18 protein-coding genes are annotated in these 22,891 nt (G+C 46.2%); 15 read left to right on the forward strand and 3 right to left on the reverse strand.

The features are described from left to right. Positions 1 to 26: 26 nt before the first annotated feature. Together ACH3Y6_RS04335 and ACH3Y6_RS04340 are read right to left on the reverse strand one after the other, a co-directional pair. Positions 27 to 1,376, reverse strand: coding sequence for a TolC family protein (locus tag ACH3Y6_RS04335; RefSeq protein ID WP_490834354.1), 1,350 nt, complete (start codon positions 1,374 to 1,376; stop codon positions 27 to 29). Continuing rightward, complete coding sequence (locus ACH3Y6_RS04340; protein WP_490834355.1) at positions 1,373 to 1,996, reverse strand: TetR/AcrR family transcriptional regulator; 624 nt, start codon at positions 1,994 to 1,996, stop codon at positions 1,373 to 1,375. The genes ACH3Y6_RS04335 and ACH3Y6_RS04340 overlap by 4 nt, the downstream gene beginning before the upstream one ends. Before the next feature lie 220 nt (positions 1,997 to 2,216). Between ACH3Y6_RS04340 and ACH3Y6_RS04345 the strand changes: the two genes are divergently transcribed. The 15 genes from ACH3Y6_RS04345 (at position 2,217) to ACH3Y6_RS04415 (ending at position 21,314) form a co-directional block, all read left to right on the forward strand. Next, positions 2,217 to 2,861, forward strand: coding sequence for a DUF502 domain-containing protein (locus tag ACH3Y6_RS04345; RefSeq protein WP_490834356.1), 645 nt, complete (start codon positions 2,217 to 2,219; stop codon positions 2,859 to 2,861). Positions 2,862 to 3,067: 206 nt separating this feature from the next. Continuing rightward, on the forward strand, positions 3,068 to 4,138 hold the full coding sequence (gene serC / locus ACH3Y6_RS04350) for a 3-phosphoserine/phosphohydroxythreonine transaminase (RefSeq protein ID WP_490834357.1): 1,071 nt from the start codon (positions 3,068 to 3,070) through the stop codon (positions 4,136 to 4,138). Positions 4,139 to 4,216: 78 nt separating this feature from the next. Then, entirely contained in the window at positions 4,217 to 4,804 is a 588-nt protein-coding gene (locus ACH3Y6_RS04355; protein WP_490834358.1) for a TetR/AcrR family transcriptional regulator, read from the forward strand. A gap of 51 nt (positions 4,805 to 4,855) precedes the next feature. Further along, positions 4,856 to 6,181 carry an inositol-3-phosphate synthase gene (locus ACH3Y6_RS04360; RefSeq protein WP_490834359.1) on the forward strand — a complete coding sequence of 442 codons (1,326 nt, stop codon included), beginning with the start codon at positions 4,856 to 4,858 and terminating at the stop codon, positions 6,179 to 6,181. Then, entirely contained in the window at positions 6,178 to 6,639 is a 462-nt protein-coding gene (locus ACH3Y6_RS04365; protein ID WP_490834360.1) for a phosphatidylglycerophosphatase A family protein, read from the forward strand. Before ACH3Y6_RS04360 ends, ACH3Y6_RS04365 begins: the two co-directional genes overlap by 4 nt. After that, positions 6,624 to 6,995, forward strand: a complete 372-nt coding sequence (locus ACH3Y6_RS04370) for a GtrA family protein (RefSeq protein ID WP_490834361.1) — start codon at positions 6,624 to 6,626, stop codon at positions 6,993 to 6,995. The genes ACH3Y6_RS04365 and ACH3Y6_RS04370 overlap by 16 nt, the downstream gene beginning before the upstream one ends. A gap of 20 nt (positions 6,996 to 7,015) precedes the next feature. Then, positions 7,016 to 9,550 carry a DUF5686 and carboxypeptidase-like regulatory domain-containing protein gene (locus ACH3Y6_RS04375; protein WP_490834362.1) on the forward strand — a complete coding sequence of 845 codons (2,535 nt, stop codon included), beginning with the start codon at positions 7,016 to 7,018 and terminating at the stop codon, positions 9,548 to 9,550. A 20-nt stretch (positions 9,551 to 9,570) separates the two neighbouring features. Beyond that, positions 9,571 to 10,908, forward strand: a complete 1,338-nt coding sequence (locus ACH3Y6_RS04380; RefSeq protein ID WP_490834363.1) for a DUF4833 domain-containing protein — start codon at positions 9,571 to 9,573, stop codon at positions 10,906 to 10,908. A 5-nt stretch (positions 10,909 to 10,913) separates the two neighbouring features. After that, positions 10,914 to 11,855: a phosphatase PAP2 family protein gene (locus tag ACH3Y6_RS04385; RefSeq protein WP_490834364.1), complete on the forward strand. Its 942-nt coding sequence runs from the start codon at positions 10,914 to 10,916 to the stop codon at positions 11,853 to 11,855. A 57-nt stretch (positions 11,856 to 11,912) separates the two neighbouring features. After that, positions 11,913 to 13,148 carry a DUF1015 domain-containing protein gene (locus tag ACH3Y6_RS04390; protein ID WP_490834365.1) on the forward strand — a complete coding sequence of 412 codons (1,236 nt, stop codon included), beginning with the start codon at positions 11,913 to 11,915 and terminating at the stop codon, positions 13,146 to 13,148. Positions 13,149 to 13,193: 45 nt separating this feature from the next. Next, a complete protein-coding gene (locus ACH3Y6_RS04395) occupies positions 13,194 to 14,213 on the forward strand; it encodes a tetratricopeptide repeat protein (RefSeq protein ID WP_490834366.1) in 1,020 nt (339 codons plus the stop codon). Between the two features lie 170 nt (positions 14,214 to 14,383). Continuing rightward, entirely contained in the window at positions 14,384 to 16,168 is a 1,785-nt protein-coding gene (locus ACH3Y6_RS04400; RefSeq protein WP_490834367.1) for an AMP-dependent synthetase/ligase, read from the forward strand. Positions 16,169 to 16,297: 129 nt separating this feature from the next. Beyond that, complete coding sequence (locus tag ACH3Y6_RS04405; protein WP_490834368.1) at positions 16,298 to 17,275, forward strand: c-type cytochrome; 978 nt, start codon at positions 16,298 to 16,300, stop codon at positions 17,273 to 17,275. 130 nt (positions 17,276 to 17,405) lie between these two features. Next, complete coding sequence (locus ACH3Y6_RS04410) at positions 17,406 to 19,790, forward strand: PAS domain-containing sensor histidine kinase (RefSeq protein WP_490834369.1); 2,385 nt, start codon at positions 17,406 to 17,408, stop codon at positions 19,788 to 19,790. 69 nt (positions 19,791 to 19,859) lie between these two features. Then, positions 19,860 to 21,314, forward strand: coding sequence for a PAS domain-containing sensor histidine kinase (locus ACH3Y6_RS04415; protein ID WP_490834370.1), 1,455 nt, complete (start codon positions 19,860 to 19,862; stop codon positions 21,312 to 21,314). 15 nt (positions 21,315 to 21,329) lie between these two features. On the opposite strand, the gene ACH3Y6_RS04420 is transcribed toward ACH3Y6_RS04415, so the two are convergent. Beyond that, positions 21,330 to 22,886 (reverse strand): hypothetical protein, encoded by a 1,557-nt coding sequence (locus ACH3Y6_RS04420; protein WP_490834371.1) that lies wholly within the window; start codon positions 22,884 to 22,886, stop codon positions 21,330 to 21,332. Positions 22,887 to 22,891: the final 5 nt, after the last annotated feature.

Consider the following 22,891-nt stretch of genomic DNA (forward strand, 5'->3'; position numbering starts at 1 on the left):
AGTAAGGTTTAGATAGTGTGTTTGGTTTATAATTTTCCGGTTGCTTTCAGGTAATCTACTTTGGCAATGATGGCGCTGTACAGTGAATTGATGTAATTGGTCTGTGCAGTCACCAGGTCCGTTTGCGCTGCAGTGATCTCGGTATTGGAACCGGTACCTACTTCAAATTTTTTCTTGGTCTGGTTGTATACTTCTTCGGCCAGCTGCATATTTTTCTTCTGGAAACTCATGGTGCTCAACGCAGATCTGAAATTGATCTTGGCCTGCTCCACTTCACTGTCGATGGTCAGTTTCAGGTTTTCCAGCTGGTTCTCGGTCTGCTTGAGATCGATCCTTGCCCTTTTGATACGGGCACTTCTGGCAAAACCGTCAAAGATGGGAACCGACAGGTTAAATCCCAGATAGGATGTGGTGTACCATTCGCCCGTCTTGAACATGTCGAATTTGTTGCGCTGCGCATTTTTGCTGTAAGCGCCTACTACCGACAGGGTAGGTACATAACTCAACTGGTAACGTTTGATATTGAACTCGTTCAGCTTTTTGGCCAGCGACAGGTATTGGAATTCCTTTCTGTCGGCATGCTGGTAAGCCGTATCATTGGAAAAATCCTCCTGTACCTGCTCATCGGTAAGTTTGTCGGTAAGAATCAGCGTGTCCTGTACCGGCATACCCATGAGTGTTTTCAGGCCCAGATAACCGATACTGATGCCATTCAACGCTTTGGTTTTTTCTGTCTGCAGGTTAGCCAGCTGTACGGAGATCTTATCGAGATCAAGTTTTTCGGCAAAACCGTTTTTGTACAGTTCGGTGGCATCATGGCTCAGTTTCTGCAAACGGGCAATATTCGCATCCAGCAGTTCTATCTGCGTTTTGCTGAGTACCAGCTGGTAATAGATCTTGTGAATGTTAGTCTTGATCATTTCTTCCGTCACTTCCTTGTTCTTTGTCTGGAAGGCAATGGAAGTAGCTCTTGCCTGCAGGGCGATGAATACCTGCCCATCGAACAGCAGCTGCTGCACCTGGATATTGGCGGTAGAGTTGTACTTGGTACCGAACTGCACCGGTATATAGGTTCCGGCGGGTTGTCCGAAGATCTCTCCCGGCAACAGGGAAGTGGGCAGTTTGAGGTAATCGGTGATGCCAAAGCTGCCGTTAATGTTGGGAAGTGCCGCAGCGGTAATCTCGCGGTTGGTCTGTTGCTGGCTTTGTATATTCAGCAATGCATTCTTCACCTGTACATTGTTTCGCGCAGCATACTCAACTGCCTGGCGGATGGTGAATTCGTGTTTGGTAGGTGGTTGCGCAATGGCAAACGATCTTCCCGCACACAGGATAAAACCCAGGTACACAATTCTTGCTAATCCTCTTTTGGTCATAAGATGTCGGTTTTTAGTCTTTGTTGCTTGTATTTCTGTATCAGTTTCTGGCCTTTGGCGGTGGCCAGTCCGCATAAAAAATTATCAGTAGTCTCAATGATCACGGCGGCCAGGCTGTGTTTGCCCAGCGGGAACAGTTCAGGATTGAATACCAGGAAGGTGGAAGCCAGTCTGAACCGGGTCATGATCTCAGTATTTACTTCCGGACGGTATAAGCCCTCTTCTTTTCCCTTGTCCAGGTTTTGTTTGATCATGGCATACAGGAACTTGTTTTTGAACTCATTATACTTTTTAAACGCATTGGGATGATATTTCTCCATATCAAAAATCACGCTGGGATTCATGCGGGACAGCAATTCCTGCATCATATCCATAGCCATAAAAATTTCATCTATGGCGTTGCTGCTATGTGCTTTGTGGTTGATACAGGTACACTCACTTTCGTGCAGTTCGATATCAATCACGTCTTCTACCAGGCTGTCTTTGTCGGCATAAAACTGGTAAATGGTCTTTTTGCTCATCCCGAGCTGACTGGCCACTTCGTCCATACTCACGCTTCGGATACCGTAACGCATGAACAATTCATGTGCCTTTTTCACAATTCTGTCTCTTACTTCCATGATAATTTTCAGTTGGGGGCCAAAACTATGGAAACTTAATTCGTTACAAAAGTTTCCAACACTTTTTTGGGGTTATTTTTGTGTTAAGCGGTCGGGGAGAGGGATGAATGAAAACAAGAATACTTACTGTTGTTAGTTTTCAGAGAGGTTTTTGCCTTGTTTTCCCGCAGACTGTGGTATCCTGATTTCTTACTTACTTTACAGTATAATAACTAACTGAATGAACCCGGCTCAACCTCGTATTACTATCCGTGCTTACCTGCGGAAACTGTTACAGTTCTTTTTCCAGGGATTGATTGTACTGGCACCTATCGGCATTACGATTTGGGTAGTGCTGGGTCTGTTCAATTTTGTTGATAATATCCTTCCCAACATTATCCAATCGGTGGCGCCCGGATTGCTTCCGCAGGATGAAGGTGGAATTCCCAAAAAGATACCCGGTCTGGGTTTTTTGGTAGTGATTTCGCTGGTATTGTTTGTGGGATGGGTGTCTTCGTTATTTGTAGTGGGCCGACTGGTGGCTGTGCTGGATACGGTATTGGAGAAAACCCCCGGAATCAAATTCATTTATTCATCAGTCAAAGATTTCCTGGAAGCTTTTGCCGGTAACAAGAAAAAGTTTGATAAGGCCGTGTTGGTGAATATTGATGCGCCTGATGTATGGCGCGTGGGTTTTATCACACAGCAGAATGCACATGAGTTTGGACTGCCCGAACATGTGACCGTGTATGTACCGCATTCCTACGCCATTTCAGGCATCACCTATATAGTACCCCGCGAAAGGGTAAAATTACTGCACAATATAAGCGCCGCCGATGCCATGAAATACGCGGTTTCGGGCGGGGTGACGGATGTGCATGAATAGTGTGGCCTTAGTCGTCAGTTGTGAGTGGTCAGTGGTGAGTGGGGGGGGTAATGGTGAAAGGCCACTATTGACCATTCACCATTGCCTATTGCCATTGACAATTAGTGCTGTTCTATAACTTCCTACTCACCACTGACCACTCACGATTCACGTCTCACCCCTCAAGTTCCATAAATCCGGTTACCTTTGCGCCTCAAGCAATCTTTATGAAACTCCATAATTTCAATTCAGGCCCTTCTATTCTGCCACAGTCAGTGCTGGAAGAAGCCTCCCGCGCGATCCTCAATTTCAATGATACCGGATTGTCCATCCTGGAGATCGGGCACCGCACACCCCTGTTCGGCGAGGTATTGCAGGAGGCGGTGAGCTCGGTGAAGAAACTGATGCAGCTGGATGACAGTTATGAAGTGCTTTTTCTTCATGGAGGTGCTACCACCCAGTTCATGCAGGTGCCCATGAACCTGCTGGATGACGGTGAAACGGCTGCTTACTGCAACAACGGGATCTGGGGCAAAAAAGCCATCGGCGAAGCTTCCCTGTTTGGAAAGGTGGAAGTGGTGGCCGACAGTTCAGACAAGAACCATACCTATATACAAAAGGCATTCGCCATCCCCGATAATGCCAAATACCTGCACATCACCTCCAACAATACCGTGGAGGGGACACAATGGCACCAGTTTCCCGAAACGGCGGTGCCGCTGGTGGCGGATATGAGCAGTGATATCTTCAGCCGGCCTGTCGACTTCCGTAAGTTCTCGCTGATCTATGCCGGTGCCCAAAAGAATATGGGCGCAGCCGGGGTAAACCTGGTCGTGGTCAAAAAAGAGATCCTGGGCCGGATCCAGCACCGGATCCCAACCATTATGGATTACCAGAAACATATTGAGGCAGGATCGCTGATGAATACCCCGCCGGTTTTTGCCGTATATGTGAGCATGCTTACCCTGCGCTGGATACTGGAGCAGGGCGGCCTGGCCGAAATGGAGCGCCGCATGCTGGAAAAATCGAACCTTTTGTATCATACCATCGATAGCCTCCCGCTGTTCAAAGCATTGGTTGCCAGGGAAGACCGCAGCCATATGAATGCCGTTTTCTTCCTGAGCAAGCCCGAACTGGAAGCCCCTTTCCTCGACCTCTGTAAAAAAGAAGGTATGGTAGGGGTAAAGGGATACCGGACAGTGGGCGGCATACGGGTAAGTATGTACAACGCACTCCCCCTTGAAAGCGTACAGTTCTTCTGCGACCTAATGAAGGTTTTTGCCTCCCGCAACGGATAATTTTGATAAGCGGTTGCATTTGGTACGGATTTTGCGCTAATTTTGGACCGTAAAACGATTTTGGTCGAAAATATGATAGTGGCAAAAGACGATAGTATCCGTGATGAGATCCTGAAACAGGCCCAACAATTATTCCGGCAGTTTGGCGTTAAAAAGACGACCATGGAAGACATTGCCAAAGCCATGGGCAAGGGCAAGAGTACCCTCTATTACTATTACTGCAGTAAGGAAGAGATCTTCGATGCCGTCATCCTTAAGGAAATGGCTGAGGTATTCAGCCAGGTGAAACAGGGGGTGGAGAAAGCGGTAACAGCCGAAGACAAACTGCGGGCTTTTACACTGATCAAGATCAAATCTGTTGAGAAATATGCCAATCTCTGCAAGATTGTAAAAGGCGAGATGCAGGATAACTTCCGTTGCATGAAACACCTGCATACGGAATACGATACGCAGGAAGTGAACCTGGTGAAAGAGATCCTGACTTTCGGTATTACTAATGGTGAGTTTGACGGGACCATCAGTAAAGAACTGGACGTCCTGTCTTCCGTAATGGTGACCTCATTGCGTGGACTGGAGAGGGAAATATTCATCGAAGGCCGTTATGCCAAACTGGAAACCAGGATGGAGTCGATCATGAATATACTGATCAAAGGTTTGCGGCCTTAGGCAACCATGCCATAGCGATCTGTATCAATGAAAAAAACTAACACGACTTATATGAAAGAGAACATTCAACCCGCCGATGGAAAACTTGGCATCCTGTTACCCGGTCTTGGAGCTGTGGCTACTACCATGATCGCAGGTGTAATTGCTGTGAACAAAGGTTTGGCACAGCCGATCGGTGCCCTTACGCAGATGGGTAATATCCGCCTGGGTAAGCGTACCGAGAACCGTTACCCGCTGATCAAGGATTTTGTGCCTTTGGCCGAACTGAACAATATTGCTTTTGGTGGCTGGGACGTATATTCTGATAACGTATACGAATCTGCCATGAACGCCAAAGTGCTCGATGCCGGCCTGCTCAATGCCATCAAACCGGAACTGGAAGCCATTGTTCCGATGAAAGCGGTATTCGACAAATCCTATGTAAAGAACCTGGATGGCAAGAATATTAAACAGGCTGCCACCAAATTTGACCTCGCCAAAGCGGTGATGGACGATATTGAGAATTTCCGCGATGCCAATGGTTGTAGCCGCATAGTGATCGTTTGGTGCGGATCTACTGAAAAATTCATTGAGGAGACGGAAGTACATGCTACCATTGAATCTTTTGAGGAAGGTTTGCGCAACAACGATCCTGCGATCTCTCCCAGTATGATCTATGCGTATGCCGCATTGAAACTGGGTGTGCCTTTTGCCAACGGAGCCCCCAACCTTACCTGCGATATCCCTGCCCTGATGGACCTGGCCAAAGAGACCGGCACCCCGATCGGCGGTAAGGATTTTAAAACCGGTCAGACCCTGATGAAGACAATTGTAGCGCCTGGATTACATGCCCGTGCACTGGGTGTGCGTGGCTGGTTCTCGACCAATATCCTGGGTAACCGCGATGGTCTGGTACTGGACGATCCGGATAATTTCAAAACCAAAGAGGTTTCCAAACTGAGCGTGCTGGAAGATATCCTGCAGCCGGAGATCAACCCGGACCTGTATGGCGACCTGTACCATAAAGTACGGATCAACTATTATCCTCCGCATGGCGATAACAAAGAGAGCTGGGATAATATCGACATTTTCGGATGGCTGGGTTACGGCATGCAGATCAAGATCAACTTCCTCTGCCGCGATTCCATCCTGGCTGCACCGATCGTACTTGACCTGGCCCTGTTCATGGACCTGGCCAAACGTGCAAATATGTCAGGTATACAGGAGTGGCTGTCGTTCTATTTCAAATCACCACAAACCGCACCAGGCCTGCGTCCGGAGCATGATATCTTCAAACAGCTGATCAAGCTGCAGAATACCTTGCGTCATATCATGGGCGAAGACCTGATCACACACCTGGGACTGGATTATTACCAGGACCTGGTGGAAGCTTTATGATGCAGATCGCTAAAATAACAGCCGGTTGTTTCGGTATCGGATACGTCAGGGGCGGCGGAACCATTGCTGCGCTGGTGACGGCATTGATCTGGTGGCGGGCAGCGGCAGAAGGAGTATCTCAAGAAACGATGATTGCTGCTACGGTGGCGATCATCGTTATTGGAATCGTAACGTCTCATATCGTAGAAAAAGATTGGGGCAAAGACAGCAGCAGAGTAGTGATCGATGAAGTGGCGGGTATGTGTGTAAGCCTGTTACTGCTTCCCGCAGGCTGGGCATGGATAACAGCAGCACTGGTGTTGTTCCGTTTTTTTGATATCGTAAAACCATGGTATATCCGCAAAGCAGAATCCCTGCCGACTGGCTGGGGTGTGATGATGGATGACCTGTTGGCGGGTGTGTATACCAATGGTCTGTTACAAATCACAGCAGTACTGATTGCATGGCAACATTCGTAAAAGCACAGATGGCGTCTTTAACAGCAACATTGGTTGATTTTACGATGACCATTGTGCTGAAAGAAGCATTTCAATGCTGGTACCTGCTGGCAAGTGTGTTGGGTACGATCAGTGGGGGAGTGATCAATTTTACCATGAACCGCCGATGGGTGTTCAGGGCAAGAAGTAAAAAAGTACAACTGCAGGCCGTAAAATATATCATGGTCTGGATGGGTAACCTGTTACTGGTTTCGGCAGGCGTGTTCCTGTTGACCAATTATGCCGGTTTCAGTTACGTGGTTTCTAAAGTCACCGTTTCTTTGGTTGTGGGTGTTTTTTACAATTATGTGCTGCAAAAGAGATTCGTGTTTAAATAATAATAATGACAAGTATTAAGATGAGAAGATCGATATTTTTTTTGTTGCTGTTGCTTACAGGATTGGCACAGGCTTCTGCGCAAACAGTGGTGCAGGGGGTAGTTACCGATGCGGTAAGCAAACAACCTTTACAATACGTAAGCGTGGTGCTGAAAGGGGGCCGTGGTACGGTTACCGACAGCCTGGGACGTTATACCTTACGCTCCTCCGGTACCATTGCCACACTGCAGGTTACCTATGTGGGGTATAAAACGGTATTGAAGGCGATCACACCAGGCGTTAGCCAGACATTGAACTTTGAGCTGGAAACCGATCCCAAAGCCATCAACAACGTAACGGTCACCACCCGTAAAAGGGCGCCTTACCGTAACAAAGGCAATCCCGCAGTAGAGCTGATCAGGCGGGTGGTTGCCAATAAACCACTGAACCGGCCGGAGAGTTACAATTTTGTACAATACGACCAGTACGAGAAACTACAGGTATCCATCAGTAATATTTCTGATAAGCTCACCAATTCCAAATTACTTAAGAACTACAAGTTCCTTTTTGAGAACCGGGATACGACCAAACTGGAGGGTAAGGCCCTGCTGCCTGTTTACCTGGAGGAGACCCTGTCCAAAAAATATTTCCGTAAGAAACCTGAAAAAACAAAGACCATCATCACCGGCGAAAAACGTGTGAATTTTGGTGAATACATCGATAATAACGGGGTTAGCAGTTACCTAAACAGGTTGTATATGGATATCAATATTTACGATAATGATATCCCTTTGTTCACCTACCAGTTCCTGAGTCCGATTGCAGATTTGGCGCCCACTTTTTATATGTATTATATCAGGGATACCACGGTGGATGCCAGCGGGCATAAGCTGATCAAAGTGTATTTCACGCCAAGGAATACCAATGATCTGCTGTTCCGTGGTAATATGTGGATCACGCTGGATGGCAATTATTCTGTTCAGAAGATCAACATGTTCCTGAGCAAGAATGCCAACCTGAATTTTGTTCGTGAGCTGCATATTGACCTGGATTTTGAAAAAAGCGAGGATAGTCGCTACCACCTGAGTCGTAGTAACATCATGGCGGATGCCAGTGTGACCAAAAACTCAGGTACCGGATTTTTTGGAGAACGCACCGTATCCTACAAGAACTTCAAGATCAACCAGGCATTGCCGGATAGTGTATATGACGGACCTGCTACCGTGAAACTGGATAAGATAGACCAGCTTCCGGATGATTTCTGGAACAAAAGCCGTCACGATACGCTTACCCGCACCGAAGCGAAGGTGTACAGCAATATCGACAGCCTGGAAAAAATGCCTTCCTTCCGTAGAACACTGGCCATCGCTACTTTCCTGGTGGCGGGTTATACTTCCGTGGGGCCTTTTGAATTCGGTCCGGCAGCAGCTTTTTACAGCTTTAACCCGGTAGAAGGTTTCAAACTCCGTTTTGGCGGAAGGACAACACCGAAATTCAGTAAACGCATTTATTTTGAAACCTATGGTGCATATGGTTTTAAGGATGAAAGATGGAAGGGTTTCCTGAGTGCCACCTATTCGCTCAATAACAAATCCATCTATTCCTTCCCGCTCAATTTTGTACGGGTAAGTTACCAGCATGATACCAAGATACCGGGACAGGAACTGCAGTTTGTGGCAGAAGACAACTTCCTGCTGTCTTTCAAGAGAGGAAAGAACGATAAGTGGTTATACAATAGCAATTTTAAACTGGATTATGTACACGAGTTGGATAATCACCTGTCATTCACCCTCGGTTTCAAGAATTGGAAACAGGAGCCGGCAGGAGCCATTATCTATAATAAGGAGGTGAACGGCAGCACTGTGAATGTAAATAAGCTGATCACTTCGGAATTTTCCGGTGAGATCCGCTGGGCACCGAATGAACAGTTTTACCAGGGTAAAGTGTACCGTATTCCCATCATCAACAAATACCCCATTTTTACCCTCCGTTTTATTGCAGGTGTAAAGGGGTTGATGAACAGCGAATACAATTACCAGAACATCAGCGCCCGATTCGAGAAGAGGGCGTATATGTCGCAACTGGGATATAGTGACCTGGTATTCGAAGGAGGTTATATCTTTGGTAAAATCCCTTATCCCTTGATGACGGTGCACAGGGCCAACCAGACCTATGCTTACCAGCTGAACTCGTATAACCTGATGAATTTCCAGGAATTTGTGAGCGACCGCTTTTTTGCGATCAATATCGATCATCACTTTAACGGGCTCTTCTTTAACCGTGTGCCCCTGCTCAAAAAGTTGAAACTGCGTGAAGTGGTTTCCTTCAAGATGCTGTATGGAGGTGTGCGGGATGAAAATAATCCGGCCAAAGACCCGTCGCTGATCAAGTATCCGCTGTTTGAAGGGGTTCCCACTACCTTCTCGCTGGATAAGAAACCTTATATCGAGGGAAGTGTAGGTGTGGCCAATATATTCAAGCTGATCAGGGTTGACCTGGTAAAAAGGTTTAATTATCTTGAAAATCCATATGTGGCGTCATTGGGTGTGCGGGCAAGGTTTAAATTTGATTTTTAATTCAATAGAACAAACGGTTCATGGAAAGAGTTCCATTCAGAGTTCGGGCGCAAAAAGGGATTTATGTTGTTATAGACCCCTTTGTGAAATTGCTGATTAAGGCGGGGCTTACACCCAATGCAGTAACTACTATTGGCTTTATTTTAAATATCGGGGTGACCGTGATTTTTATTTCGGGAGCAGAAGAAGGACACCGCGGAGACCTTTCTTATGTTGGCTGGGCAGGTGCACTGATCCTTTTTGCAGGCCTGTTCGATATGCTGGACGGCCAGGTGGCCAGACTGGGCAATATGAGTTCTACTTTTGGCGCTCTCTACGATTCTGTACTGGATCGATACAGTGAACTGGTCATGTTCTTTGGCATCTGTTATTACCTGGTGGGACATCATTATTTTCTCAGTTCCATTTTTGCGTTCATTGCCATGATCGGCTCTATGATGGTGAGTTATACCCGGGCCCGCGCCGAAGGACTGGGTATTGAATGCAAGGATGGGTTGATGCAAAGGCCGGAGCGGGTGATCCTGATCGGCATCTCTGCCATTGCCTGCGGCGTAACGGCCACTTATATTGGCGGCGATCATAAATGGTATGTACCGGGGATCTCTTTTCATGTGTTGGAAACCATGTCTATTTTCACCATTCCCATTGCGCTGATGGCAGTACTTACCAATATCACCGCATTGAAACGGTTGACAGGTGCGCAAAAAACCCTTGACAGCAGGGATGCAGCCAAACAAAATGCTGCCAATGAAACACCTGGCAATAAACTGCTGGCCGGCCTGGCTGTGCTGGTGATGAGCGGTGTGGCATTTACAACAGTGCCCGATCAGGGCAAGAGCCCGGTGGCAGCTGTGCATCCGGCATCTGCTAATATGTTGATAGAACCCCAGGATACCTTCCCGGTTCCAACAGGTAATCCCCTGCAGTTGTTCTACCTGCAACGTACTGCCAATACCAATACCATCGTTTGTGAACTGAATTACGACAAATCGGGGAAACTGAACGAAGAATCGCCCGTACATGTTTTCTGGATACGATATCCGGAGGGTGGCATGCGTAAGGAGCTGAATTATATCCAGCGTGTATTCGCCTATGGCATCAAGTCGCAGTCCATTGGCAATGGGGCGTATAAGCTGAACTTTGTTTCTTACCGGAAACAGACTTTTACGCTCATGCCTTCACCCAAAGACAATAAGTACCGTGTGTATGCAACCATCAACCAGAAACATGCGCAGCTTACCCGTTTATTTGTAAAAGTGGATGGTGGCACTTTCTGGTCGCCCAATGTGGTATACATGGAAATGAAGGGGATCGATGTGGCCACCGGAAAAGAAGTGGTTGAAAGGTTCAAACCCTGATGAATATGAATGTTGCAGAGAAGGAGGACACTTCGTTTTTTTCAACCCGCCAGTTTGTGATCGTTGCGGCTATCTCATTGCTGTACCTGTTGCTTTCTTACATACTGATCGGTTTTAAAACAGATCAGGTCTATCTGATGCTGCTCTTTAATGCCATGTATTTTACCTCCCGCATCACCCGGAAGTTCATTACTGGTTTTTCCATCTTCATCATTTTCTGGATCATCTTTGATTTCATGAAAGCCTTTCCGAACTACCTGTACCAGGATGTCCGTATCGAAAGCCTGTACAACACGGAAAAAGCCCTGTTTGGCATACCCCACGAGGGCCGCATCATTACACCGAATGAATTCTGGATCACACACAAGACGGCATTCCTGGATGTGCTTACCGGTGTTTTTTATCTCTGCTGGGTTCCGGTACCCCTGGCTTTTGCCGGTTACCTGTTTTTTAAGAACCGGCTGGCTTTTCTCTATTTCTCACTCACTTTCCTGTTTGTGAACCTGATGGGTTTTGTGATCTATTACCTGTATCCGGCCGCACCACCCTGGTATGTGCAGCTGCATGGGTTCGACTTCCTGGCATCCACGCCGGGTAATACAGGCGGACTGGAACGGTTTGACGCTTTTTTCGGGGTTACTATCTTCCATTCTCTCTATAGCAAAAGCTCCAATGTATTTGCGGCCATGCCATCGCTGCATTCATCTTACCCATTGATCGTTCTGTTCTATGGAATCAAATACCGCCTTGGCTGGATCAATCTTTTCTTTGGCATTGTGATGGCCGGTATCTGGTTTGCTGCCGTGTATAACAGCCATCATTATGTATTGGATGTACTGGCGGGCATTGTTTGCGCTATCACCGGTATCTACCTGTTTCAGTGGATCATTCAGCGTAGTGAACTGGCACAAAAATTCATACAAATGTTTGTTAGGGCTATTGAGTAGTCCTTTCATTGGCGATACATAACTTTTCATTTGTAATTATTTACAGATATTTGTCCAATGGCAAGAATCAGACCGTTCAAAGCATTACGCCCGCAACCACAATTGGCTAAACAGGTTGCCAGCCGTCCCTACGATGTATTGAGTTCAGTAGAAGCGAAACAGGAGGCGCAGGGCAACCACAGTTCTTTTTTACATATCACGAAAAGTGAGATCGATCTTCCGGATACGATGGATGTACACGATGCAGCTGTATATGAGCAGGCAAAAGAGAACCTGGCCGCTTTTATCAAGCGAGAGATCCTTTTCCGCGAGTCGAAAGCCTGTTATTATATCTACCAGCTCGTGATGAATGGCCGCGCACAAACGGGCCTGGTATGTGTGAGCAGTGTGGATGATTATGAGAATGGCATTATCAAGAAACATGAATTTACCCGTCCGGAAAAAGAGCAGGATCGTATTAATCATATCAAAATATCCGGTGCGCAAACCGGTAATGTTTTCCTGGCATATCGTAATCACGACACCATCGATGCATTGATCGGTCAGTGGAAGGAAACCAAATCGCCGGTATATGATTTTACAGCCGACGATGGCATACAACACACCATCTGGATTGTAAGCAGTGACGATGTTACAGAACAAATTACATCTGTTTTTGAGAAAGAGATCCCTTGCACTTACATCGCGGATGGTCATCACCGGGCAGCTTCGGCAGCTAAAGTGCGGAAAGCCCTGGGAGATGCCGCTACAGAGGGCGCTGATTATTTCCTGACCACCCTGTTCCCTTCCAATCAACTGTATATCATGGATTATAACCGGGTAGTGAAAGATCTGCATGGCTTAACACCGGCTTCGTTCCTGAAAGCATTGGAAAAAGATTTTACGGTAGAACCATTCAAAGGTGGTGAATATCGTCCGGAAACCCTGCACTCCTTTGGCTTATACCTGGATAAGAACTGGTACAAGCTTACCGCCAAAACGGGAACCTATACCACTGATCCCATAGGTGTGCTGGATGTGACTATCCTGTCAAATAATATACTTGACCCGATCCTGGGTGTCAAAGACCAGCGTACCGACAAGCGTATCGATTTTGTGGGAGGTATACGTGGACTGGCAGAATTGGAAAAAAGAGTGAACAGCGGTGAAATGGCAGCAGCTTTCAGCCTGTACCCAGTTACAATCGAGCAGTTATTCGATATTGCAGACAGTGGTAATGTAATGCCGCCTAAAAGTACCTGGTTTGAGCCTAAACTCAGAGACGGCCTGTTAACGCATCTCATCTACGAATAACCGCGGCATGTGTTTTGCAACACAACTGTGGTTAAATACAAGCTCATGAAATATGCATTTCTTTCACTGCTCGTAATTGTCCTGGCAGGTTCAGCGAAAGCACAGGAACAAACGGCAAGGTTATTACAGGAAACTGCCCGTACCCTGGTACAGAAAGGCGATTACGACAATGCCGCCGTAGTGCTGGAACGCGCCAAACAGCAGGAACCTGATAATACCGAGATCCTGCGGGACCTCTGTTTTGCTTATTATCTCAAAAGGGATTTCAGTAAAGCCATCGAAACAGGGAAAGATCTGGTAGAAAAGCCCAATGCCGACCAGCAGAGTTTCCAGGTGCTGGGACTTTCGTATAAAGCCATTGCATCGTATAAGGAATGTGCCAAGCTGTACCGTTCGGCGCTGCGTAAATTTCCCAATAGCGGCGTTATCTATAATGAATATGCCGAATTGTTTGCACTGGAGAATGACCTGGAAGAAGCCATTGTACAATGGGAGAAAGGGATAGAAGCGGATCCCAACTTCAGCAGCAATTATTACAATGCCACGATGTATCATACCCGAAAGGGAAACTGGATACGTTCCGTTCTATATGGCGAAATCTTCCTGAACCTGGAAAGTTATTCGGCCCGCACCGAGGAGATCAAAACACAACTGTATAACAGTTGGAGAAGTTTATTGATACCAGGCGCCATTCAGCAACAGAAAGACCTGAAAATGAGTTCTGCATTTGAGAAGACCGTACTCGACATCGTGGCCAAAGCAGCCGGTGCCACACAATTGGCCGTAACCGCAGATGCATTAACGGCTATCCGTACAAGATTTGTGGTTGAGTGGGCTGCTACACAGCAAAAAAACTATCCTTTTCAATTGTTTACCCATCAGCAATACCTGATCAGCCAGGGCCTGTTCGAAGCCTACACTTACTGGCTCTTCGCACCATCGCTGGGGGCTGATGCGTGCCAGGCATGGCAGAAAGCACATCCAAAGGAAACAGCCGGATTCAGTGCTTACCAGCAAAGCAGGGTGTTTAAAACACCTCCTGGTCAATATTATTTTTCACGCTAATATCTTTTTCTGCAAAGGCCGGTGTAAAGAACATCGGCTTTTTTATTTGTGCTTAATTGCCTAATTTGACTTCCTGAAACGACTGCTATATAAAGCCGTTAGACAGTATCCGGTCCTTACAGAGAATCCGGATCGAAGTATTGATTTGTTTGAACGAATAACGATTGCACATGACCATTAAAAGACTCTTTGACTGTTTAGAACACCAGCTACAGCATTTCCCCAAGAGCGATATGCTGGCCGCCAAGGAAAAGGGACAATGGGTAAAGTACAGTACACAGCAGGTTGCCGATACGGTAAACCGCCTGAGTGCCGGATTGATGAAACTGGGCGTCAGCGGAAATGATATGACACCCGAGGGCAGCGATAAAATCGCCATCATCAGTAATAACCGTCCCGAGTGGGTGTTCACTGATATGGCCGTTCAGCAACTGGGCGCCATATTGGTTCCGGTATATCCCACCACCAATCCACTGGAGCTAGAATTCATTTTAAACGATGCGGCAGTAAAATACATTTTCGTGAGCAATGAAGAATTGCTGGCAAAAGTCAATAGCCTCATTTCTAAAGTCCCAACACTTAAGAAAGCGTATACATTCGATAAAATAGCAGGAGCTGCACATTGGTCGGAAGTAACTGACCTGGCCGATGAAGCTTCTCTACAGCAGGTAGCTGCTGTAAAACAAAACGTTCCTGCTTCACATCTGGCTACCATTATCTATACTTCAGGTACAACAGGGACACCCAAAGGTGTCATGCTGAGCCACAAGAATATTTACAGTAATGTACAGTTTTCTAAAGAGAGCTTTCCGTTTGAAGACGCGCCGGAAACCCGTGTGTTGAGTTTTCTGCCACTGAACCATATTTTTGAGAAGACCTGCACCTATATCTATCTCTACAGCGGTATCAGTATTTATTATGCTGAAAGCCTGGAAACGATTGGCGACAATCTGCGCGAAGTGAAACCAGATGGTTTTACCACTGTTCCCCGTTTGCTGGAGAAAGTATTTGAGCGTATTATGACAAAGGGTAACGAGTTAACCGGCATCAAACGCAGCCTGTTTTTCTGGGCGGTTGAGCTGGCAGAAAAATATGATAACCGCATTAGCGGCAGCCTTTGGTATCGCACGCAACTGGCGCTGGCCGATAAACTCATCTTCAGCAAATGGAGAGAGGCACTGGGAGGCAGGGTGTCGTATGTGGTTACCGGCGGTGCAGCCTGCCAGGTAAAACTGCTCCGTATTTTTAATGCAGCAGGAATACCGGTGTACGAAGGATATGGTCCCACAGAGAACAGTCCCGTGATCAGCGTTAACCGTAAGAGTAAAGGAGGCATGAAATTCGGAACCGTAGGACCTGTTATCAATGGCATAGAGGTGAAACTGGCGGAGGACGGAGAGATCTGCGTAACGGGTCCCTGTGTGATGGAAGGTTATTACAAACGTCCGGACCTCACTGCCGAAACAGTGATAAACGGATGGCTGCATACGGGGGATATCGGCGTTTTTGAAGATGGTCAATTCCTCAAGATCACCGATCGGAAAAAGGAGCTCTTTAAAACCAGTGGCGGTAAATATGTGGCACCACAGCCGATCGAGAATAAATTCAAGGAAAGTCCGTTTATTGAGCAGATCATGGTAGTGGGTGCGGAACGCAAATTTGTGGGAGCACTCATTGTTCCCTCTTTTGCCGTACTCCGTGAGTGGATGAAAGAAAGGGGGTTAACCTATACCAGCAATGAAGAAGTGATCCGTCAGCCGCAGGTGCAGGAGCTGTTCAAAGGGCTGGTAGAAAGCTTCAATGGATACTTCAATCATGTGGAGCAGATCAAGAAATTTGAATTACTGCCCCGTGAATGGACCATCGATACCGGCGAAATGACACCTAAAATGAGCCTGAAAAGAAAAGTGGTGATGGAGAAATTTAAGGATGTGATCGAAAGAATCTATCTATAAGCTGAATGCCAATATTGTAAAAAAGGTCCCGCAGTTCTGCGGGACCTTTTTTATTTACCCCGAAACACTATAAAATATTCAAAATAGTTTCTACTTTGTCAAACATACACTACAACCAAACCACATTCTATGAAAAAGCTACTCAAACCATTATTGGTATTGGCAGCCTTGTTGCTGCTACTTGTATCACTTGCTGCAGGGTATGTTTATTATTTTCTGCCCGATGTTGGTAATGCCCCCGAACTAAAAGTTGAGATTACACCTGAAAGGGTGGAACGTGGCAAGTACCTGGCTACCAGTGTGGCCGTATGCATTGACTGCCATTCCACCCGCGATTGGTCTCAGTTCGCTGGTCCTCCCATTGCAGGTACCGATGGGAAAGGAGGAGAAGTGTTTGCCAGGGAGTTTGGATTTCCGGGAACATTTTATGCCAGGAATATTACGCCGTATGCTTTATCGAAATGGACAGATGGTGAGATTTTCCGTACGATTACCACCGGGGTTACCAGGAATGGTAATGCCCTGTTCCCGATCATGCCATACGGTCATTATGGAAAGACAGATAAGGAAGATGTTTACAGTATCATTGCCTATATCCGCACATTGCCTGCTGTTACACATGACGTAACTGTTTCGCGACCTGATTTTCCGGCAAACCTGATGATGAACCTGGTACCGGTTAAACCAGCATTTGTAACCAGGCCTCCGCAGTCTGATTCTGTACAATATGGGGCATACCTGACCAATATGGCAGCCTGTGTGGAATGTCATTCAAAAGAAAGTAAGGGACAGGTGATTGCAGGAACAGAATTCGGCGGTGGTCGTGAGTTCCGTATGCCAGGTGGCATTGTGCGTTCTGCTAACCTTACCATACACAGCACTGGCCTGGCTAATATGACACGGGAACAATTTATACAGCGGTTTGCTGCGTATAAAGACAGCAGCTACCGTTCTCCCAAATTAAAACCAACGGATTTTAATTCGCCTATGCCATGGACCATGTATGCGGGCATGAAGCCAGAAGATCTGTCGGCTATCTATGCATACCTGAGAACCGTAAAGCCGATTGACAATACCGTAGAAAAGTTTACAGCAAAAGAAGAATAGTATTCGCACAAAACAAATCTTGGCAGGAAAACAAATCTTACCGAACTTGTAAGCCAGCATAATGCCGGTTATTATGACCTGTACATACCGGTATTTTGGGTTTTCTGAATAAAAATATCCATGCGGATCTATGATGCCAAGCTCTGTTTACGAATCTTTTTTTCATACATCACTCCAGGCATTGATCATCGCAACACCGGAGGGTGGCATTTTGCAGGCAAACCAGGCTGCCTGCAATCTGTTTGGCTATACCGAAGCGGAGTTGCAGAATCTTGGTAGTAAATATATGCTGGTATTGGATGATTTGTCTATCCAGCAATTGATGAAAGGAGGTGCCCCAGGCAGGCTTGTAGAAATGGAAGCTATCGGTATCCGCAGGGATGGGGAACATTTTCCGATAAAGATCATATCGTCAACGAGCAGAACGGAAGATGGTAGGGAACTGACCTGTCTGATGTTTGCCCCGGTGCCTGACCGGCAAAGCCAGGAACAGAAGCTGAAAGAGTTGCTCGAAGATACCAAACAGCTTCACCAGAAAGAGGAAGACAGTCGCCGCCTGCTGGAAAGTGCAGTAAACAGTGTGACCGACGGATTCTTTATTACCAACAAGGACTGGAAGATTGTATTTTTCAATAAAGCGGCAGAACAAATTCTGCAGCGATATGAGCGCGATATTATTGGTAAAAATTTCTGGTCTACATTTCCTGACCTGGCAGTATTGAAAAACGGTATTGATTATGATACCCTGGTAAAGAAGAATAAAGCCATCCGTTTCAGGGAGTTCTTTCCCCAGTATAAGATATGGGCTGATGTAGGTGTGTATCCTTCAGAAAAAAACTTTTTTGTTTATATCAAAGATGTAACGGAAGTAAGAACCCTGCGTATACTGGAGAAACTGGAAAGAGAAGTACTGGAGATGAATGCGCGTCCTGAGAGTGTTTTGGAAGATACTTTGTGTTTTTACCTGAAGCAGATAGAGGAACTGCATACCGGTATGATCTGTTCCGTGCTCCGGTTAGTGGGGAATCGTTTGTATAACTGGGCATCGCCCAGTTTGCCGGAAGTTTATTGCAAGGCAATTGATGGAAGCCAGATTGGTGAGAATACCGGATCTTGCGGCACAGCAGCCTACTTGAGGGAGAAAGTGGTGGTTACAGATATTGCTACCGATCTCCGCTGGGCGAACTATCGGGAACTGGCAGACATAGGAGGTGTCAAATCCTGTTGGTCGTTTCCCATTATTGATTCGCATAACCAGGTAATGGGCACTTTTGCGATCTATTACAGAAGGATAAAATCACCCACTAAGGAAGAAGAATATACACTGAATCGGGTAAAGAATCTCCTGACGGTTATCATCGAGAACCATCTTTCGGTAGAAGCTGTAAAATCCAGTAACCGTAATTATGATATGGTGGCAAAGGCAACCAACGACGCTATTTGGGACTGGAACGTGGAAACAGGTGATGTGGTGAGGTCAGGTCAGGGTCTTCAGATTTTTTTCGGATACGACCTGAAAGAAGCTGCTGCGGAAGATGACTTCTGGAACAAACGGGTGCATCCCGACGACCTGCCCTCGCTGCTGGATCATCGGGCAGAAGTATTGGCTGATCCGGTACAGTTGTATTGGGAGGATGAATATCGTTTCATGAAAAAAGATGGACAATATGCCCATGTGTTCGACAGAGGCTATATTATCCGCAACGATAATGGGAAAGCCACACGCGTATTGGGTGCTACGCGGGATATTACGGAAAGAAAGAAAAATGAAGCTTTATTACTGGAGCTGAATACCCGCTTGAAACAACGGGCCGATGAACTGGCCGCATCGAATGTGGAACTGGAGCGTTTTGCATACATTGCTTCGCATGACATGCAGGAACCCCTGAGGATGATCACCAGTTTTCTGCAGTTGTTCAAGAAAAAATATGAAGACCAGATTGATGAAACTGCGGAGCAATACATACATTTTGCCATGGATGGGGCAGACAGGATGAAAAAACTGATCATGGACCTGTTGGAATATTCAAGGGTGGGATCAAATAAGGATAATTTTTCAGAAATAGATACCAATCTGTTATTGAAGGAAGTGGTGAATATGTTCATGGGCAGGATCGATGAGATGAAAGCAACTGTGGTGGTGGGAGATCTCCCGTCTGTAACGGCCAATCGTATACAGATATTTCAGTTATTCCAGAATCTGTTGGGGAATGCACTGAAATACCATAGTGGCGAATCGCCCCTGATAGAGATCAACGGACAGGAGGAAGCTGCACATTACCTGTTCAGTGTGAAAGACAATGGGATCGGTATCAAACCAATTTTCTTTGAAAAGATCTTTGTATTGTTCCAGCGTCTCCATCATAAAAATGAATACAGCGGAACCGGTATCGGATTGTCTATTTGTAAGAAGATCGTGGAACGGCATGGGGGCAGGATCTGGGTAGAATCCGAACCTGGTAAGGGAAGTTGTTTTTATTTTACCATCAGTAAATCGGCGGCTGACTATCGCTAAGGAAAGAATCAATTGTTTATCATACCGGATTGCCAGCAAAAGGATATTCCGGAAGAAGAATTCAGAATAATGGCTATTACCGAAACAAATCCAGCTTTTTCAGTGCTGATCGTGGAAGATAACCCGGGAGATATGTTCCTGCTGGAAGAGACCCTGCGTTTAACCAACCTTCCTTTCACAGAAGTCATTAAAGCAACCAGCGCGGCTTCGGCCATTGATGTGTTGAAGCAACAGGAAGTAAGTGTGGTATTGCTCGACCTCTCTTTGCCGGATAGCTCAGGATTCAATTCCTATGCCCAGGTAAATAGTGTGGCAGACAGTGTGCCCATTATTGTGCTTACCGGTTTGGCCGATATGGAGCTGGCGTTGGAAACGATGGCCCAAGGCGCGCAGGATTACCTGGTGAAGGGAGAATATGACGAACGTTTGCTGGCTAAATCCATCCAGTACAGTATAGAACGTAACAGGATCCGCCTGAGTCTGATTGAAAGCAACGAGAGTTACCGCAATCTCTTTTTCAATAATCCGTTACCTATTTTTATCTGGGACATGGAGACCCTCGCCATTCTGGAAGCAAATGATATTGCCCAGCAGGAATACGGTTATACGTATGAAGAGCTATTAAACATGTCGGTACTGGATCTCAGGAAACCAGAGTTTCACCAAAGTATCCGTGCTTTTGCCAGGGAGTTCCAGCAGGATGAAACCCTGAAAAGTTCCGGTATATGGAAGCATATTAAAAAAAACGGGGAAGAAATGATCCTTGATATCTCTTCTCATCGCATCGAATACAAGGGCGGACCGGCAATTCTTTCCATTCATAATAATATCACCGAAAAAGTGAGATTAGAGGAAAAGCTGGAAGAAGAACGCCTGCTGAAACAGAAAGAGATCAATGAAGCCATGATTCGTGTGCAGGAACGGGAGCGATACGAGATCAGCACCGAGTTGCACGATAACGTGAACCAGCAACTGACCGTTGCCATGATGTACATAGCATCGGCCGAACAGAAGTGTAAAGATGAATCAGGTTTTCTGAAACAATCTTCCGGATTTATCCTGCATGCCATTGAAGAGATCCGCAAACTCTCCCAGACGCTGGTGACACCATTAATCAAACATTTTGGTCTGAGTAAAGCCATAGAGGGCCTGCTGGATGATATTGGTGCGGTGAATACTTTGCAGATCGATCTTACAGCAGATACTTTTTTTGAGGAAGATATCAAGTATGATTTTAAACTAAGTGTGTTCCGGATGGTACAGGAACAGATGAATAATATCATCAAACATGCGCAGGCAACACAGGTCAATATTGAACTGATGCGCAACAACCATATGATTTACCTGAAGATTGCTGATAATGGTGTAGGTTTTAACAGTAGCCAGCATCGGAAAGGCATCGGTCTTTACAACATCATTAGTCGTGCGGAAGTGTACAATGGTATCGTTGATATAGAAACAGAGCCTGGTAAAGGATGTGCCCTGTACATCACGTTCCCTTTGAATGCAGAGATATTTTTGTAAGTAAATGTATGCATATTAGGGCTGTTTGCTATGCAGTGCATCCAGGTATTTTTTACGGATAATACTCTGTACTGGTACACGGCTGATCTTACTTTCCAGCCAGGAAATGATGTCGAGGTACATGAAAGCCCGGCTTTCCAGGCGACTTTTTTCCAGCGGTTTCAATGTAGCCAGTAAGGTCTCGAATTGAGGTTGCAGTTGCTGCGGCGATAAACGGAACGATTTGCGCAGGAAACTGAAGATCTCTTCCTCCACCGTACTCAGGTTCTGCATCTTGTACATGAACCGGTATACAGATTTAAGCAGGTATTCAAGCAAGGTGAAATTACCTAATTCATAATGTGCGATAAGGTGCAGCAACCTGGCATAACATTGCAGATCTGTACGCAGGTCTACCTTCCAGTTGATGATCTTATTCAGGTAATCAATGCTCCTGTCGGCATCGCCGCTGCCGAAATACAGCGATGCGATCTTGTAATAGAACACCAGTACCCGATGACGGTCGAGGTACAGCTCAAATTCTTCAAGCTTTTCCTCTATAAAAGGGACCAGTTCCAGTCCTTCACTGAAGGTCCCTTCCATAAAATGTTTGTTCAGCTTGGATATGTTCAGGTAAATAAAAGTCTGTATCAGGTTGTTCCGGTTCTGCTGTATCACCGGTGTCTGCATGAACTTTTCAAACAACAGGATGGTCTCATTGAATTTCTGAAAATTACGCAGGTCAAAATGGGCACCCATCAGGTTATGCATACCCTTGATATAATGTGCGGTCTCTATTTCGATCATCCTGGGTGTAGACTCGAACAGGTCTACCCATTTTTGGCAATAACGATAATAGCCCAGAAAATTCTGGGTTATAAATGCATGCCAGCAGTAACACTGGTACAGGTACAATCGTTCATAAAACTCCTTTACATCTTTCGCGCGATCAATAGCCGGATGGTTCAGGAAAGCATCTACCGCGGCCGTATCTTCTTCGTTACGGGCAATGCCGTGTTTGATATACCAGCTATACAACTGCAATGACAGATTAGAGAGTGTACTGATCAGCTCCAGTCGCTGGTTCACTTCATTCACTTCGGCACTGAGTCTGTCGGCCCTGTCCTGCATACTGCGCGTAATATGTAGCGATTCGATCTTTTTCTCCAGAAACAGTGCCTGTAACTGGTAGGTGACCTGGTGATTGCTGCGTGCCAGCTCTTTGATCCTGTCAAGGATCTTCAGGCTCTGCAGATAAAGTCCCTTATTATATAAAAGCCGGGCAAAATCGAGCTGTTCATGCAGTTCCAGGTCGATATTCTCTTCCTGGTTCAGCAGACGAAGGCTTACCAGGATCTCGCGGTACAGGTGGGCTTTCAGGTTCGAAAGCTGTTGTTTCTGAATCGAGGGGTTTTTAACTAACAACTGTTCTTCATCATACTCCTTCATTTTGTCCAGGGCATCGAATAACTGGATCACTTTCAGGTCGCCCGATCCCGAATTCCGGGTCATATAGAGCTTAAAATTCCGCTTCTCCGATCTTTCCAGCGATTGGATCAGTTGAAATAAAGTATCGGTAGAACGGTTAGGCATCGTAT

The organism is Sediminibacterium sp. FW305-C-269 (assembly GCF_058231045.1).

Coding starts and splice junctions, on each gene's coding strand:
- ACH3Y6_RS04335 (WP_490834354.1), bottom strand. CDS start 1,376: ATGACCAAAAGAGGATTAGCAAGAATTGTGTACCTGGGTTTTATCCTG.
- ACH3Y6_RS04340 (WP_490834355.1), bottom strand. CDS start 1,996: ATGGAAGTAAGAGACAGAATTGTGAAAAAGGCACATGAATTGTTCATG.
- ACH3Y6_RS04345 (WP_490834356.1), top strand. CDS start 2,217: ATGAACCCGGCTCAACCTCGTATTACTATCCGTGCTTACCTGCGGAAA.
- serC (WP_490834357.1), top strand. CDS start 3,068: ATGAAACTCCATAATTTCAATTCAGGCCCTTCTATTCTGCCACAGTCA.
- ACH3Y6_RS04360 (WP_490834359.1), top strand. CDS start 4,856: ATGAAAGAGAACATTCAACCCGCCGATGGAAAACTTGGCATCCTGTTA.
- ACH3Y6_RS04365 (WP_490834360.1), top strand. CDS start 6,178: ATGATGCAGATCGCTAAAATAACAGCCGGTTGTTTCGGTATCGGATAC.
- ACH3Y6_RS04370 (WP_490834361.1), top strand. CDS start 6,624: ATGGCAACATTCGTAAAAGCACAGATGGCGTCTTTAACAGCAACATTG.
- ACH3Y6_RS04375 (WP_490834362.1), top strand. CDS start 7,016: ATGAGAAGATCGATATTTTTTTTGTTGCTGTTGCTTACAGGATTGGCA.
- ACH3Y6_RS04380 (WP_490834363.1), top strand. CDS start 9,571: ATGGAAAGAGTTCCATTCAGAGTTCGGGCGCAAAAAGGGATTTATGTT.
- ACH3Y6_RS04385 (WP_490834364.1), top strand. CDS start 10,914: ATGAATGTTGCAGAGAAGGAGGACACTTCGTTTTTTTCAACCCGCCAG.
- ACH3Y6_RS04390 (WP_490834365.1), top strand. CDS start 11,913: ATGGCAAGAATCAGACCGTTCAAAGCATTACGCCCGCAACCACAATTG.
- ACH3Y6_RS04395 (WP_490834366.1), top strand. CDS start 13,194: ATGAAATATGCATTTCTTTCACTGCTCGTAATTGTCCTGGCAGGTTCA.
- ACH3Y6_RS04400 (WP_490834367.1), top strand. CDS start 14,384: ATGACCATTAAAAGACTCTTTGACTGTTTAGAACACCAGCTACAGCAT.
- ACH3Y6_RS04405 (WP_490834368.1), top strand. CDS start 16,298: ATGAAAAAGCTACTCAAACCATTATTGGTATTGGCAGCCTTGTTGCTG.
- ACH3Y6_RS04410 (WP_490834369.1), top strand. CDS start 17,406: ATGATGCCAAGCTCTGTTTACGAATCTTTTTTTCATACATCACTCCAG.
- ACH3Y6_RS04415 (WP_490834370.1), top strand. CDS start 19,860: ATGGCTATTACCGAAACAAATCCAGCTTTTTCAGTGCTGATCGTGGAA.
- ACH3Y6_RS04420 (WP_490834371.1), bottom strand. CDS start 22,886: ATGCCTAACCGTTCTACCGATACTTTATTTCAACTGATCCAATCGCTG.